This is a genomic window from Streptomyces sp. NPDC029139, from assembly GCF_055564335.1.
The window spans coordinates 542,806-556,860 of the sequence record NZ_JBVHWN010000002.1 but is presented as its reverse complement, the minus strand read 5'-3'; the positions used below and the strand labels follow the sequence as shown (position 1 = coordinate 556,860).

14 protein-coding genes are annotated in these 14,055 nt (G+C 73.3%); 8 read left to right on the top strand and 6 right to left on the bottom strand.

What is annotated here, in order from left to right:
* Positions 1-2: 2 nt before the first annotated feature.
* Positions 3-773: a bifunctional DNA primase/polymerase gene (locus ACZ4VW_RS06645; RefSeq protein WP_467959104.1), complete on the top strand. Its 771-nt coding sequence runs from the start codon at positions 3-5 to the stop codon at positions 771-773.
* 97 nt (positions 774-870) lie between these two features.
* Here ACZ4VW_RS06645 and ACZ4VW_RS06640 read toward each other — a convergent pair whose 3' ends face one another.
* Complete coding sequence (locus tag ACZ4VW_RS06640; protein WP_467959102.1) at positions 871-1,869, bottom strand: SCO2278 family lipoprotein; 999 nt, start codon at positions 1,867-1,869, stop codon at positions 871-873.
* 190 nt (positions 1,870-2,059) lie between these two features.
* Here ACZ4VW_RS06640 and ACZ4VW_RS06635 point away from each other — a divergent pair, with 190 nt between their 5' ends.
* Positions 2,060-2,923 carry a hypothetical protein gene (locus ACZ4VW_RS06635; protein ID WP_467959100.1) on the top strand — a complete coding sequence of 288 codons (864 nt, stop codon included), beginning with the start codon at positions 2,060-2,062 and terminating at the stop codon, positions 2,921-2,923.
* Positions 2,901-3,581 (top strand): PhzF family phenazine biosynthesis protein, encoded by a 681-nt coding sequence (locus ACZ4VW_RS06630; protein ID WP_467959098.1) that lies wholly within the window; start codon positions 2,901-2,903, stop codon positions 3,579-3,581. Before ACZ4VW_RS06635 ends, ACZ4VW_RS06630 begins: the two co-directional genes overlap by 23 nt.
* Here the strand turns inward: ACZ4VW_RS06630 and ACZ4VW_RS06625 are convergent.
* Positions 3,571-4,221, bottom strand: a complete 651-nt coding sequence (locus ACZ4VW_RS06625) for a biliverdin-producing heme oxygenase (protein ID WP_467959096.1) — start codon at positions 4,219-4,221, stop codon at positions 3,571-3,573. The genes ACZ4VW_RS06630 and ACZ4VW_RS06625 overlap by 11 nt on opposite strands.
* A 113-nt stretch (positions 4,222-4,334) precedes the next feature.
* Positions 4,335-5,192, bottom strand: coding sequence for a type I methionyl aminopeptidase (gene map / locus ACZ4VW_RS06620; protein WP_467959094.1), 858 nt, complete (start codon positions 5,190-5,192; stop codon positions 4,335-4,337).
* A 58-nt stretch (positions 5,193-5,250) separates the two neighbouring features.
* Between map and ACZ4VW_RS06615 the strand changes: the two genes are divergently transcribed.
* A complete protein-coding gene (locus ACZ4VW_RS06615) occupies positions 5,251-5,481 on the top strand; it encodes a hypothetical protein (protein WP_467959092.1) in 231 nt (76 codons plus the stop codon).
* Positions 5,482-6,266: 785 nt separating this feature from the next.
* Positions 6,267-6,605: a MerR family transcriptional regulator gene (locus tag ACZ4VW_RS06610; protein WP_467959090.1), complete on the top strand. Its 339-nt coding sequence runs from the start codon at positions 6,267-6,269 to the stop codon at positions 6,603-6,605.
* 31 nt (positions 6,606-6,636) lie between these two features.
* Here ACZ4VW_RS06610 and ACZ4VW_RS06605 read toward each other — a convergent pair whose 3' ends face one another.
* Both ACZ4VW_RS06605 and ACZ4VW_RS06600 read right to left on the bottom strand, forming a co-directional pair.
* The gene (locus ACZ4VW_RS06605; RefSeq protein ID WP_467959088.1) at positions 6,637-7,941 is read right to left on the bottom strand and encodes an MFS transporter; all 1,305 of its coding nucleotides are present in this window, start codon (positions 7,939-7,941) and stop codon (positions 6,637-6,639) included.
* A 102-nt stretch (positions 7,942-8,043) separates the two neighbouring features.
* A complete protein-coding gene (locus ACZ4VW_RS06600) occupies positions 8,044-8,646 on the bottom strand; it encodes a hypothetical protein (RefSeq protein WP_467959086.1) in 603 nt (200 codons plus the stop codon).
* Between the two features lie 102 nt (positions 8,647-8,748).
* Between ACZ4VW_RS06600 and npdG the strand changes: the two genes are divergently transcribed.
* Together npdG and ACZ4VW_RS06590 are read left to right on the top strand one after the other, a co-directional pair.
* Entirely contained in the window at positions 8,749-9,447 is a 699-nt protein-coding gene (gene npdG / locus ACZ4VW_RS06595) for an NADPH-dependent F420 reductase (RefSeq protein ID WP_467959084.1), read from the top strand.
* A 12-nt stretch (positions 9,448-9,459) separates the two neighbouring features.
* On the top strand, positions 9,460-9,687 hold the full coding sequence (locus tag ACZ4VW_RS06590; RefSeq protein ID WP_467959083.1) for a hypothetical protein: 228 nt from the start codon (positions 9,460-9,462) through the stop codon (positions 9,685-9,687).
* Here ACZ4VW_RS06590 and ACZ4VW_RS06585 read toward each other — a convergent pair.
* Positions 9,684-10,478: a site-2 protease family protein gene (locus ACZ4VW_RS06585; RefSeq protein ID WP_467959081.1), complete on the bottom strand. Its 795-nt coding sequence runs from the start codon at positions 10,476-10,478 to the stop codon at positions 9,684-9,686. The genes ACZ4VW_RS06590 and ACZ4VW_RS06585 overlap by 4 nt on opposite strands.
* A 99-nt stretch (positions 10,479-10,577) precedes the next feature.
* Between ACZ4VW_RS06585 and ACZ4VW_RS06580 the strand changes: the two genes are divergently transcribed.
* Positions 10,578-14,048 (top strand): AfsR/SARP family transcriptional regulator, encoded by a 3,471-nt coding sequence (locus ACZ4VW_RS06580; protein ID WP_467959079.1) that lies wholly within the window; start codon positions 10,578-10,580, stop codon positions 14,046-14,048.
* The last annotated feature ends 7 nt before the right edge of the window (positions 14,049-14,055 follow it).

Below are 14,055 nucleotides of genomic sequence, written 5' to 3'. Positions count from 1 at the left end.
AGATGGGCGACGGTATCGGCCGCTACCGCGGCACGGAGAGCAAACTCGCGCAGTGGCTGCGCAGGCGTCCCAAGCGCACCGCGGCGGACGACGAGAACCACCGCGTGACGCTGCTCCTGGCCACCGCCGCCGCCGGAATGCCCCTGGCCCCCGCCGCGTACCCCGTCGGCTACCGCTGCTCCTGTGAGCGCATCGGCTGTCCGACCCCCGCCCGGCACCCCGTCTCCTTCGCCTGGCAGACCCAGTCGACCACCGACCGCGCCCAGATCGAGCGCTGGGCGCTGGGTCAGCCCGAGGCCAACTTCATCACCGCCACCGGCATGGTCCACGACGTCCTCGACGTCCCCCTGGAAGCCGGCCGTGCCGCCCTGGAGCGACTCCTCGCCCAGGGCGTCGACGTCGGACCCGTCGCCGAGTCCGCCGAGAGCGCCGGCGACGGCGGCCGGATGCTCTTCTTCACCGCCACCCGCGGCACGCCCGAGGACGAGGACGAGTGGTGGCCCTGTGAGCTGGACTGCCACCCCGAGACCATGGACGAGCACCCGGGGCTGCGCTGGCACTGCCGCGGCAGCTACGTCCTCGTACCGCCGGCCCGGCTCATCGGCGACGAGGAGGAACGGCCGGCCGTCTCCTGGCTCCGCGGGCCCGAGCACGCCCTGCCCGATCCGCTGAACCTGCTGGAGACCCTCACCGACGCCTGCGCCCGGCACCTCGCCGAGCAGGGCGAGCAGCACACCGGGCACGAGGTCGCCTGGCCGCTCGGGCGCCGCTGAGCGAGGGTCGCCCGCGCTGACGGGGAACGGGCGCACCTCCGCCGAGCGCCGGTCGCGCGCCGCTGTGCGAGGTGGTGCGAGAGGTCGCGCGAAGGGGCTACGAGCCCTTCGCCCCCGTGACGCCCTGGAGCCGGCCCGCGATCGTGACGCCGTCCTGCTGGGTGCCCGCCGGCTTCACGAGGACGCTCTGGCTCGAGACCCACTCCTTCGTGACCGTGCTCTTCACCTCGCCGGTCATCAGGGCCTTCACGTCGGGGGTGACCTTCGGCCGGTAGCCCTGCGCCGCGGTCTGCTGCTCGAAGTAGCGCGTCGCGAAGAAGACCAGCGCCCCGCCGTCCTCCGTCGCGAGACCCAGCGGCGCGAAGTCCCCGGCGTCCGCGACCTGGTCGACGTACTGCGTCACCAGACCCACCCGCTTGGCGCCCTTCTGCCGCTGCTCCCGCCACTCGGTGGTGTGCGGGCCCGCCGCGAACTGGCCCTGTTCCCCGCCGCCCAGGAACGAGACGTAGCTCCGGCCCAGGTCCTTCGGGGCGACAGCGAGCTCGGTGGAGTCCGCCGGGACCGGCACCGCGTACCCCGCCGCGTCCTTCTTGAACGCCGGGATCTCGTCCGGGGTCAGGATCGCCAGATAGGCGACCTCCCACAGCTGCTGGGAGCCGTTGCGCACGAAGACCAGAAGCCAGCGGTTGTCGCCGCTGCCCTGGTCGGTGTCCCGGTTGGAGTCGGTGTCGGCGACGAACCAGCGCGGCCAGCCCGCCTTCCTGGGCAGCACGAACTTCGCGTCCGTCAGCTCCAGCGGCTGATGGGCGGGATTGCCCTCGGGGTTGGTGATCGAACGGGACGTCAGACCCGCCTGGTTGATCGCCCCGAGCGGACCGGTGACCCGGCCCGCGTCGAGCGCCGGGTCGTACGCCTTGTCGGCCTTGTTGTAGGCGTCGGTGAAGTCCTTGAGGGCCTGCTCGGCCTCCGCCTTCGTCGCCGCCGGCAGCAGCTCCCGCTCGCCGTGCACCGTCACGCAGCCGCTCGCGGTCAGGGCGAGCACGGTCACCGCCGTCGCCGCCACGAGTCCCCTCGACGGTCGCCTCAGCCTTCTCATCGGTCGCCTTCTGCTTCTCCACCGGCACGGACGGACCCGACCCTACCGGGGCCGGGAACAGGGCGGGCGCCGGGACCGGTCAGTGCGCCCACACCGTGACCTGACGAACCGTCGGCCCGGGCCGCGGCCGCGGCACCCCGGACCGGAAACGGCGGTGCGGCCCCGCCGCTCGCCCGGTTAGCGTGCGGGCATGCGCCTGCGCCGAGAGAACCTTCCCGGGCCCGTGGTCCTCGCCGTCGACGGCCCGGCGGAACCCCCGCCCCTGCGTCTGGAGATGACGGACGGCCGCCGGATGCTGCTCCGCCAGGGCGACCGGCCGGTGCTCCTCGGCCGAGTCGACGAGGACCGGGGCGGAATACGACTCCACCGCCGCACGGGCTACCGCTCGCCGCTCCCGCCGATACGGGCGGACGAGGCCCGGCGGGGGCCGGACTGGACTCCGCGGTACGCGAGCGCGTTGGCCGCGGCCGGGGAGGGCCCTCTGCACCCGGGCCGCTGGGTGTTCGGGACGCGGGAGATGTTCCCGCCGTACGTCTGGGGCAGCGACTTCCTCTCGGCGTGGCCCGACGCCCATCTCGACTGGGACGACGGCTGGAACGGCGTCGTCCCGCTGCGACGGCTCTCCCCGGCCGACGCCCCGCGCGTCAAGGCGTACCGCAAGCAGGCGAGGGACGGCAGCCTCCCGCCCGTGCTGCTGTGGTGGGTGACGGCCTTCGACGGCTGGCTCCTCCTGGACGGCCACGACCGCGCGGTGGCCGCGCTCGCCGAGGGGCGGACGCCGCGCACGGTCGTGCTGTACCGCGCCGAGGACGAGGAGACTGTGGCGGCGCTCCTCGATTCCGTGCCCGAGAGGTACGAGCGGCTGCTGGCGCGCGACTTCACCGGCCCCGATCCGGAGCGGCAGCGGGCCGCCTTCGTCCGGGGCCTCTCCGACTTCGCCGCGGGCGTCCCGTACGACGAAGCCCGCACCCGTGCCTGGCCGATTCCGGGCGGGGCCGCCGAGTGGGACGCCTGGATGCTTGAATTCCGCCATGAACACGACCGTGACGAGTAACGCCACCGACATCGACGTCCTGCGGGTCTTCTGTGCCGGCGACGGCCGGTTCGGCAACGCCCTGGGCGTCGTACGGGACGGGCGCACGCATCCCGACGAGGCGTCCCGGCAGGCGCTCGCCAAGGAACTCGGTTTCAGCGAGACCGTGTTCGTCGACGACCCGGAGCGCGGGGACATCGACATCTACACCCCCGGATCGCGGCTGCCGTTCGCCGGTCACCCGCTCGTCGGCGCGGCCTGGCTCCTCGACCTGGAGGTCGTCCGTCCGCCCGCGGGCGAGGTCTGGGTGCGCGGCGACGGGGAGTTCACCTGGATCGAGGCCCGCGCCGAGTGGGCCCCGCCGCGCACGCTGCGGCGGTACGGATCGGCGGCGGAGGTCGACGCGCTGGAGGTGCCCGAGCCCGGTACGTGGATCTACGCCTGGGCCTGGGAGGACGAGGCGGCCGGCCGGATCAGGGCGCGGGCGTTCCCGGGGCGCGGGGACGGCATCGACGAGGACGAGGCGACGGGCGCGGCGGCCCTGCTGCTCACCGCCGAACTGGGCCGGGCCCTGAACATCACACAGGGCCGGGGGTCGCAGATCCTCACGGCCCCGGGCCCCGACGGCGTCGTCGAGCTGGGCGGCCGGGTCCGCCTCGAAGGAATCCTCACGCGCTGAGCGGGAACTCGCTCCCCAGCTCCCGGAACACCGCGCCGTTGAAGTCGAAGGCGCGCTTGCACTCGTCGATGATCCGCTGCTTCTCCAGGTCGTCGGCGTTCACCCCGTCGAGCAGCTCCCGGTACGCCCGCTTGAAGGCGGCCGGGTTCCCGATCTCCTCGAAGACGTAGAACCGGACCCCGTCGCCCTTGCGGGCGAAGCCCCAGGTCCGCTCCGCCTTGTCGCGGATGATCTGACCGCCGGAGAGGTCGCCCAGGTAGCGGGTGTAGTGGTGCGCCACATACCCGGCCGGCCAGTCGCGCGCGCACTCCGCCACCCGCGCCGCATAGGCGGCGGTGGCCGGCAGCGGGGAGAGCCCAGTGCGCCACTCCGGACCGCGGAGGTGGGCGAGGTCCTGCTCAAGGGCCGCCGTACGGAACAGCTCCGGCTGTATGAACGGCCCGGCGACCGGATCGTCCTTGAGCGCCTCGGCGCCCTCCTCCAGGGCGCGGTACACGAACCAGAGCTGCTCCGTGTACCGCGTATAGGCGTCCACGGCGAGGCGTCCCCCGAGGAGGTCGCTCATGAAGGTCGACGTCTCGGCCTCGGTGTGCTGCTCGTGCGAGGCGGTGCGGATGAGCGTCGAGAAGGGCGTGTCCAAGGCGTGCCTCCGTGACCGATGGGACGGGAACCTGGGGAGATCCTGCTACTTAGGCATACCTAAGTCAACTGGTTCCCGACGGCCTGTCGGTAAGACGCTACCCCGTGGCGGCGTCAGGGCAACGTGAGGATTTCGGCCCCGCTGTCCGTGACGACGAGCGTGTGCTCGAACTGCGCCGTCCGCTTGCGGTCCTTGGTCACGACCGTCCAGCCGTCGTCCCACATGTCGTACTCGTGGGTGCCGAGCGTCAGCATCGGCTCGATCGTGAAGGTCATGCCGGGCTGGATGACGGTGGTGGCGTGCGGGGAGTCGTAGTGCGGGATGATCAGCCCGGAGTGGAAGGACGAGTTGATGCCGTGCCCGGTGAAGTCGCGCACGACGCCGTAGCCGAAGCGCTTGGCGTACGACTCGATGACCCGGCCGATGATGTTGATCTGGCGGCCCGGCTTGACCGCCTTGATGGCCCGGTTCAGGGACTCGCGGGTGCGCTCGACGAGGAGTCGGGACTCCTCGTCCACGTCGCCGCAGAGGTACGTGGCGTTGTTGTCGCCGTGCACGCCGTTGATGTACGCCGTGACGTCGAGGTTCACGATGTCGCCGTCCTTGAGGACGGTTGAGTCGGGGATGCCGTGGCAGATGACCTCGTTGACCGAGGAGCAGAGCGACTTCGGGAAGCCGCGGTAGCCGAGGGTGGAGGGGTACGCCCCGTGGTCGCACATGAACTCGTGGGCGACCCGGTCCAGCTCGTCCGTGGTGACGCCCGGCGCGATGTGCTTGGCGGCCTCCTCCATCGCCTGCGCGGCGATGCGGCCGGCGATCCGCATCCGCTCGATGGTGTCGGAGTCCTGCACCTCGGGCCCGGTGTACGGGGTGGGTGCGGGCTTCCCGACGTACTCGGGACGGCGGATGGCTCCCGGAACGGAGCGGTGGGGAGAGATCTCCCCCGGTACGAGCAGCGACTGGCCAGACATGTCAGCGAGTCTAACGACCACGTCTGGGGCAGCATGGCCTCAGAGGAAGGAGCCGATGATGGCCCTGTTCAAGAAGCGCACGACGGGCAAACCGGGCGAGTGGTACTACTGCCTGGAGCACAAGAAAGTCGAGGAGGGCCCGGAGTGCCCGGCCAAGAACCGCTTCGGTCCGTACGCCGGCCGTGAGGAGGCGTCCCAGGCGATGGAGACCGCGCGGGAACGCAACCTGGAGTGGGAGACCGACCCGAAGTGGCACGACGCCACGAAGCCGGACGAGACACCCGACTAGAGCGCCCTCCCAGGATCTCGCCGGGCCCTCCGCCGCCCGGCGAGATCCGCGGACAAGGGCCGCTTCCGGCCGCTCGGGCGATCGAGGGCCGGTCCGTGCCGGTCCCATGACCCGCGGTCACCTCGCCCCCGTCGCAACGGCGGGGGTCTTCCCGACCCTGACCGGGTCGCTCGGACGCAGCCGATTACCTCCTCGCCGGACGCATGAAAATCTAACCTCGCCGGAGTAGACATTGGGCAGTGGCGTCGTTATGGTTTCTCTCGTAGCCCGAAGAGACAGCAGAGCTCGGCAGAGACGAACTGCCGGGAGCAGTACCCGTAGGTGCAGTGCGCAGGACGGTGCGGCGGTGGAGTTTCGAAGCCAGGGATGTTGCAGGACGGCGACGGGACTGACGGCCGGACCGGGTGGCCCGCAGTGATCAGGGGCCGCCAAAGCGGGGCCGCTGTCATGGCAGTCGCGGCGCCCGTGAAGTGCAGTACGCAGTACCCGCAGTTCGCAGTACCCCCCATGGTAAGCAGTTGATCACCGAGGGAAGAGCGGAGGAACGAAGCGCCATCAGGATCGCCCGGGCGGATGTCTGAACCCGGGTACCGCAGGACATCGATAGTGAGGTGGTCTCCGGTCAAGCAACCGCGATCCCCGCAGCCCCGACAGCAGCCAGGTCGGGCGGGCGGAAAGAGAAAGCCGGCGCAGTACCGAGACCGGCAGATGGTTTAGCAGTTCCTCCGGGGTCCTGGTGCCGTACGGCACCAGGACCCCTCTACGCGTTCCACAGAGAGGTGCAGATGACAGCGGACGACTCGTACGGCCGTCTCGACGACGACGACTACCCCGCCTACACGATGGGCCGGGCCGCCGAGATGCTCGGCACCACCCAGGGCTTCCTCCGCGCCATCGGCGAGGCCCGTCTCATCACCCCGCTGCGCTCCAAGGGCGGACACCGCCGCTACTCGCGCTACCAGCTCCGCATCGCCGCGCGGGCCCGGGAACTCGTCGACCAGGGCACCCCCATCGAGGCCGCCTGCCGCATCATCATTCTTGAAGACCAGCTCGAAGAGGCCCAGCGCATCAACGCCGAGTACCGCCGCGCCGCCGGGTCACCCACTCCACCGGCCGCGGCCTGACACGGCGCGCGCCCGCCGGCCACGGGACCCTCTACGCCCTGCTCGGTGACGAGGTGTCACGCCGCTCCCGTTCCTCCTGCGCGGCCTTGTGGCGCAGCGCGTCCTCGTCCGTGTCGGAGTCGTACGTGAGGAGCCTCGGCAGGGCCAGGCACAGCAGGCCCACCGAGGCCACGCAGGCCACGCCGCCGGACCAGATCGCGGCCCGCGTGCCCGTCCAGCCGGCCATGGCACCCGCCCGGACCTGGCCCAGCTGCGGGCCGACGCTGTAGGAGAGGACCTCGATCCCGGCGAGCCGGCCGCGCAGCTCCTCCGGGATCGTCTGGTTCCAGATCGTGGAGCGGCCGAGTCCGCTCGCCATGTCGCCGGCGCCCGCGAGCGCCAGGCACAGCAGCACGATCCAGAGGTCGGAGAACCAGCCGGCCGCCGCGATCGCGAGCCCCCAGACCGTCGCCCCGCAGACGACCAGGAGCCCGTGCCGGCGGATCCGCGACATCCAGCCGCTGGTCAGACCGAGGACGAGCGAGCCGACGGAACCCGCCGCGTACATCAGCCCCAGCGCCCAGTCCGCGTCCAGCTCGTCCGCCAGGAACGGGAAGATCGTGTTCGGGAAGGCGAAGAACATGGCGGCGAGGTCGATCACGTACGTACCGAGCAGCACCGGTCGCGACCAGGCGTACCGCGCTCCCTCGACGATGCCGCGGAGCGACGGCTTGTCCGCGTCGTGCGCCGGCGGGGCGGGGGAGAGCCGCAGACACAGGAGTACGGAGACGAGGAAACCGGCGATCGTCACGCCGTACGCGGGAGCGTGACCGGCGTACGCCACGAGCAGGCCCGCGAGCGCCGGCCCGGCGATGGTGCCCATCTGCCAGCGCAGCGAGTTCAGCGCGGCGGCGGCGGTCTGCTGGTCGTGCGGCACGATCCGGGCGAGCAACGAGTCCAGGGCGGGACGCTGGAGCCCGGCCAGCGCGGAGACGCCGGCCGCGACGACGTACAGCGGCCAGAGCAACGGCACGGACAGGAGCGAGTTGAGGAGCAGAAGCAGGGCCAGCAGCGCCAGCCCGGCTTCGGTGGCGACGAGGACCTTGCGCCGGTCGACGGCGTCGGCGAGCGCGCCGCCGTAGAGCCCGAAGACGACCAGCGGGACCAGCTCGACCGCTCCCATCGCGCCGACGGCGAGGGGCGAGCCCGTCAGCTCCTTGATCTGCAGCGGCAGCGCGATCATCGCCACGGCGCTGGAGAAGAAGGCGACGAGCCCCTGCACCCAGAGCAGCCGGAAGTCGCGGGAGGCCCGCCACGGCGTCAGATCGGGCAGCACGGCGGAGAGCTTCGGGGTCACGAAGCGCCATGCTCCGTCTGTCCCGGCGCCTCGGGCAACCGATTTACGGCGCGGAGCGGGCGGGCGGTCCTGACGCCGCACGGTGGGACCGGGGCGCGGCGGTCACCAGGCAGGGGGTGGCGGTGCGGTCAGATGGTCCGCCAGGCGGGACAGGCGGTCCCGGAAGCGGCGGCCGCCCCTGGGGGAAGGCAGGCTGTTCTCGCCGGCCGAGGCGCTCACCAGGTGCTGGACCGTGTCCAGGTCGACCTCCGCGTCCGGGGGCACCGTCAGCGTCTCGTGCGCCAGGCCGTGGACCTCCGGGTCGCCGTCGTCCAGCGAGAGCACCGTCGCCCCCGCCCTGCGCGCGTCGTGGACCCGCTCCAGAAGACCCGCCTCCGGCCGCTCCGGCGCCACCATCAGCAGCGTCGCCCCGCGCCCCGCCGACTCCAGACGGCCGAGCCCCACCGCCAGATGCGCCGGGTCACCCGGCCGCACCCGGTGGCGCACCAGTGTCGGCGCCAGCTCCGGCTGCCCCGACCACGCCGCCTCGTCCACCAGATGCGCCGCCAGGTGCCAGGGCTCGTACCCCGCCGTCCCCACCAGGAGCAGCCCGCCCCCGTGCGGCACGACGGACGACCGGAGGGAACCCGCGAAACCGCGGGCCGCCGCCGGCCACTCGGTCCCGGCCAGCACTTCCCGCAGCAGCGCGACGCGTACGGCATCCATGGGCCGCATCCTGCCGCAGCCCCGCCCCGCCGCGCGGCCGGATGCCGGGGATCCACCCGTACGGGAGACGCCCGCGCCCGACCGGCCAGTAATGTCGGGGCCATGACTACGACTGACAGCAAGCCCGCTCCCAAGGACCCCTGGGACCTCCCCGACGTGTCCGGTCTCGTCGTCGGCGTCCTCGGCGGCACCGGCGACCAGGGCCGCGGTCTCGCCTACCGCCTCGCCAAGGCCGGCCAGAAGGTGATCATCGGCTCCCGCGCCGCCGAGCGCGCGCAGACCGCCGCCGGCGAGCTGGGCCTCGGCGTCGAGGGCGCCGACAACGCCGACTGCGCCCGCCGCAGCGACATCGTGATCGTCGCCGTCCCCTGGGACGGGCACGCCAAGACCCTGGAGTCGCTGCGCGCCGAACTCGCCGGCAAGCTCGTCGTCGACTGCGTCAACCCGCTCGGCTTCGACAAGAAGGGCGCCTACGCCCTCAAGCCCGAGGAGGGCTCCGCCGCCGAGCAGGCCGCGGCACTGCTGCCCGAGTCCCGGGTCACCGCCGCCTTCCACCACCTCTCCGCCGTCCTGCTCCAGGACCCGTCGATCGACGAGATCGACACCGACGTGATGGTCCTCGGCGAGGAGCGCGCCGACGTGGAGATCGTCCAGGCGCTCGCCGGCCGCGTCCCCGGCATGCGCGGCGTCTTCGCCGGCCGGCTGCGCAACGCCCACCAGGTCGAGTCGCTGGTCGCCAACCTGATCTCGGTCAACCGCCGCTACAAGGCCCACGCCGGCCTCCGGGTCACCGACGTCTGAGCGCACACGGGCATGGGGGACACTGGACGGGCACCATCAGCCGTACCCGGACAGGAGCCGACCCCCATGCCCCGCCTCGCTCTCTACGCCCTCGCCGTCTGCGCCCTCGCGGTCGTCGCGGCCGTCGTCTCCTTCGTCTCGGGCAGCTGGCTGGGGATCGTCTGGGTCCTGCTGGCCGGCCTCTCCTCCAACATGGCCTGGTACTACATCCGCCGGGCGCGAGCGGTCGAGACCTCCTAGATCGCGCAGAGCTCCGGCGTCTCCTGCCAGAAGCGGTAGAGGTTCGAGCCGCAGTAGCGGGAGATCTCCGGCACGCCGAGCGCCCGCATCAACGCGTCGATCGTGTCGAAGAACGCGCCGTTGACCGCCGGGACGAAGAGCAGCGCGATCACGATGAAGAACCCGTACGGCGCGTACGGCTCGATCTGCCGCTTCAGCCTGTACGACAGCCAGGGCTCGATCACTCCGTAGCCGTCGAGGCCCGGCACCGGCAGGAAGTTCAGGAGCGCGGCCGTCACCTGGAGGAACGCCAGGAAGGCCAGCGCGTACCGGAAGGCGGTCGGGACGCCGTCCAGCGCGTCCAGCCAGAACGGCGCCGTGCACACGATCGCGAACAGCACGTTTGCCAGCGGACCCGCCGCCGAGATCAGGCTGTGCTTCCAGCGGCCCCGGATCCGGCCCTGCTCGATGAAGACCGCCCCGCCGGGCAGACCGATACCGCCCATGATCACGAAGAGCACCGGCAGGATGACGCTCAGCACGGCATGGGTGTAGGCGAGCGGGTTGAGCGTGAGGTACCCCTTCGCGCCGACGGTGATGTCCCCGCCGTGCAGCGCGGTGCGGGCGTGCGCGTACTCGTGGAGGCAGAGCGAGACCACCCACGCCGAGGTCACGAAGAGGAAGATCGCCAGGCCGGGGGAGGCCGCGAAGCCGGTCCACACGGCCCAGCCGGTGACCGCCATGACGGCGAGGATCGCCAGGAAGACCGGGCTGATCCTGCGCTCGTGGCTGCGGGTGGTGGCCGTGGTCATCGGTGGGGCTCCCTGGGACGTGGCGGGGTGTGTGCGGGGAACGTGCCGGGGCGGGGGTGAGTTCCTGCGAAGATCCCCGGCTCACGGAGAATAGAGCCTGTGTACTACTCCGTCCTCGGCCCCACCCGGGCCCACACCGCCGACGGCACCCCTGTCGCCGTCGGCGGGGCCCGGCTGCGGGCGCTGCTGACCGTCCTGGCGCTCCGGGCCGGGCGGACCGTCCCCGTCACCGTCCTCGTCGACGAGGTCTGGGACGGGGCGCCGCCCGCGGACGGCGCCGCGGCGCTCCAGGCCCTGGTGGGACGGTTGCGGCGGGCGCTCGGCCGGCACGCCGTCGTCTCCTCCCCGGGCGGCTACCGTCTGGCGGCCGGCTCCGGGGACGTGGACGCGCACCGCTTCGAGCGGCTGACGGGCGAGGGCGTACGGGCGCTCGGCGCCGGCGAACCGTCGCGGGCGGCGGAGCTGCTCGACGAGGCGCTCGCCCTGTGGCGCGGGCCCGCGCTCGCCGACCTGCCGGACCGGGCGGCGGAGGCCGCCCGGTGGGAGGCCCGTCGGCTGGACGCGCGCCGGGCCCGCTGCGGCGCCGCCCTCGCGCTCGGGGAGGGCGCGTCGGTCCTCCCCGAACTGGCCGCCCTCTGCGAGGACCACCCGCTCGACGAACCCCTTCAGGCCCTGCGCATCAGGGCGTTGCGCGACACGGGGCGCGGGGCGGAGGCCCTCGCCGCGTACGAGTCCTTCCGCCGCGACCTGGCCGTCCGCCTCGGGACGGACCCCTCCCCGGCGCTGCGGACGCTCCACGCGGAACTGCTCTCACCGCCCCCGGCCCCGCCCCCCGCTCCGGCGACGGGCCCCGCCGCGGCGACACCGTCGGCCTCGGTCGCGGCGACGGCCCCCGTCGGCGCCGCCTCTCCCGCCTCTCCCGCTTCCCCGGCCCTCACCGGCGCCGCCTCTCCCGCCTCCCCGGCCCCCGGCAACCTGCGGGCGCGGCTCACCAGTTTCGTCGGGCGCGCGCAGGACATCGCCCAGCTGTGGGACGACCTGCACGGCAGCCGGCTCGTCACCCTCCTCGGGCCCGGCGGCGCCGGAAAGACCCGGCTCTCGCAGGAGGGGGCCGAGCACGCCGCCGACGCCGGGGCGTGGCCGGACGGCGTCTGGCTCGCCGAACTCGCCCCCGTGACCGACCCCGAGGCCGTCACCGAGGCGGTGCTCGGGGCCGTCGGGGCGCGCGAGACCGTGCTGCGGGGCGCGGGCGCGGAGGAGCTGCGCGGTACGGAGACCCCGCTCGGACGCCTCGTCGACCACTGCGCCGCCCGCCGGATGCTGCTGATCCTGGACAACTGCGAGCACGTGGTGGACGCGGCGGCGGCCCTCGCCGAGTCGCTGCTCGCCCGCTGCCCGGGCGTGACGGTCCTCGCCACGAGCCGCGAACCGCTCGGCGTCCCGGGAGAGTTCCTGCGCCCGGTGGAGCCGTTGCCGCCCGCGAGCGCACTGCGCCTGCTCGGCGAGCGCGGCGCCGCCGCCCGCCCCGGCTTCGATCCCGGCGACGACCCCGAGGCGTGCGCCGAGATCTGCCGACGGCTCGACGGCCTCCCGCTCGCGATCGAACTGGCCGCCGCGCGGCTGCGGCTGCTGACGCCACGCCAGATCGCGGACCGCCTCGACGACCGCTTCCGGCTCCTCACCTCGGGAGCCCGGACCGTCCTGCCCCGGCAACAGACCCTCCGCGCGGTGGTCGACTGGTCCTGGGACCTGCTCGACGCGTCCGAGCGGGCCGTACTTCGCCGCCTGTCCGTCTTCACCGGCGGCTGCGACCTGGACGCCGTGGAGTCGGTGTGCACCGACCCCCTCGGCCCGCCCGCCGGCGACCGGCCGCCCGCCGGAGACCCGCCCTCCGCCGCCCCGAGGCCCGGGAAGCCGGAGCCGCACCCCCTGGACGTGCTCGGGTCGCTCGTCGACAAGTCGCTGGTCGTCGCCGCGCCCGCCGACGACGGGGCGATGCGCTACCGCCTTCTGGAGACCGTCGCCGAGTACGCCGGCGAGCGCCTCGACGAGGCGGGGGAGCGCGCGGCGGTCGAGCGGCGGCACCTCGTCCACTTCCGCGAGCTCGCGCGCGCCACCGATCCCGAGCTCCGCGGCGGCGGCCAGCTCCGTGCCATCGCCTGGTTCCGGACCGAGTACGAGAACCTGCGCACCGCCCTGCGCCGCGCCGTCGCCGCCGGTGACGAGCACGAGGCCCTCGTCCTGGTCCACTGCCTGTTCTGGTACTGGCAGATGCGCGATCTGCGCGCCGACGCCCTGCACTGGGCGGAGGCGGTCGCCGCTCTCGGCCCCGACCCGTTCGGGCCCGCCGCGCCCCCCGTCGTACCGCTCTACGAGCGTTTCCCCGACGGCCCGCCGCTCGGCGAGGACCAGCTCTGGGAAGCACGGCGCGGCGTGCGGCTCGTCGAACTGCTCAACATGGACCACCACACCGGCCGCTGGACCACGCCCGAGGGCGTCGAGCGGCTGCGCCGCATCACCGCCCTGTACCGCCCGGGGCTTCCCCAGACCTGCCGGCTGCCCGGCTCCCTCGCCATCTTCGCCAACATGCTCACCGGTGAGGCCGGCCGGCTGAGGGAGATGCTCGACGCGACCGTCGAGGCGTGCCGCGCCCACGGTTACGCCTGGGACCTCGCCAACGTCCTCCAGTGGCGCGCCAACATGCTCGCCAACCGTGTCGACCTGGCGCGTTCGGCGAGCGTCGACGCCGACGAGAGCCTCGCGCTCTTCACGGAGCTCGACGACGCCTGGGGCGCGGCCGAGGCGCTCTCCGCGCGCGGCGAGGCCCGCGAGAAGCGGTGCGAGTACGAGGGCGCGGCCGAGGACTTCGCCGCCGCCATCGGGTACGCGGAACGGATCGGCGCCCAGGCCCAGACGGACCTGCTGCGGGCCCGTCACGCGGACATGCTCACCCTCACCGGCCGCGCGGAGGAGGGGGAGGCGGTCCTGCGCGAGATCCTGGCGGCCGGCCCCACCCGTGGGCACGAGCCGATGCTCGCCGCCCGGATCTTCCTCGCGATCCTCCTCGGCCGCACCGGCCGCACCGACGAGGCGCGCGAACATCTCACCGCTCTGCTGGGGGAGTTCAGCTCCGAAACCCTGTCGATCTTCGAGGGCTTCACCCTCGGCAGTCTGGGGTGGCTCGACAACCTCGACGGCGCGTACGCGTCCGCGCTGCCGCGCGCGCGGGAGGCCCTGGAGCGGTCCAGGGGCTCGCTGTCCATGGTGGTCGCCCCGCACATGCCGGCGGCCCACCTGGTCACCGTCGCCTGGGCCCTGGCCGGCCTCGGCGAACCGCACGCGACGCTCGGCGCCCAGCTCCTCGGCGCTTCGGAAGCGCTCCTGCCACCGGGGCACCTGCGCTCCCCGCACGAGCGGGAGACCCTGGAGGAGGCCACCCGGCTGACCCGGTCCGTGCTCGGCGACGAGGCGTTCGAGGCCGCGTACGCCGAGGGCGGCGGCCTCTCCCTGGAGGAGGCCGCCGCCCTGCTCGACAGCGCCGACGCGATCAACGGGCGCGCCGAGTCCTGAACCCCCG

Excerpts from the sequence above, each read along its gene's own strand:
- ACZ4VW_RS06645 (WP_467959104.1), top strand. The coding sequence starts at position 3 with ATGGGCGACGGTATCGGCCGCTACCGCGGCACGGAGAGCAAACTCGCG.
- ACZ4VW_RS06640 (WP_467959102.1), bottom strand. The coding sequence starts at position 1,869 with ATGAGAAGGCTGAGGCGACCGTCGAGGGGACTCGTGGCGGCGACGGCG.
- ACZ4VW_RS06635 (WP_467959100.1), top strand. The coding sequence starts at position 2,060 with ATGCGCCTGCGCCGAGAGAACCTTCCCGGGCCCGTGGTCCTCGCCGTC.
- ACZ4VW_RS06630 (WP_467959098.1), top strand. The coding sequence starts at position 2,901 with ATGAACACGACCGTGACGAGTAACGCCACCGACATCGACGTCCTGCGG.
- map (WP_467959094.1), bottom strand. The coding sequence starts at position 5,192 with ATGTCTGGCCAGTCGCTGCTCGTACCGGGGGAGATCTCTCCCCACCGC.
- ACZ4VW_RS06615 (WP_467959092.1), top strand. The coding sequence starts at position 5,251 with ATGGCCCTGTTCAAGAAGCGCACGACGGGCAAACCGGGCGAGTGGTAC.
- ACZ4VW_RS06610 (WP_467959090.1), top strand. The coding sequence starts at position 6,267 with ATGACAGCGGACGACTCGTACGGCCGTCTCGACGACGACGACTACCCC.
- ACZ4VW_RS06600 (WP_467959086.1), bottom strand. The coding sequence starts at position 8,646 with ATGGATGCCGTACGCGTCGCGCTGCTGCGGGAAGTGCTGGCCGGGACC.
- npdG (WP_467959084.1), top strand. The coding sequence starts at position 8,749 with ATGACTACGACTGACAGCAAGCCCGCTCCCAAGGACCCCTGGGACCTC.
- ACZ4VW_RS06590 (WP_467959083.1), top strand. The coding sequence starts at position 9,460 with ATGGGGGACACTGGACGGGCACCATCAGCCGTACCCGGACAGGAGCCG.
- ACZ4VW_RS06585 (WP_467959081.1), bottom strand. The coding sequence starts at position 10,478 with ATGACCACGGCCACCACCCGCAGCCACGAGCGCAGGATCAGCCCGGTC.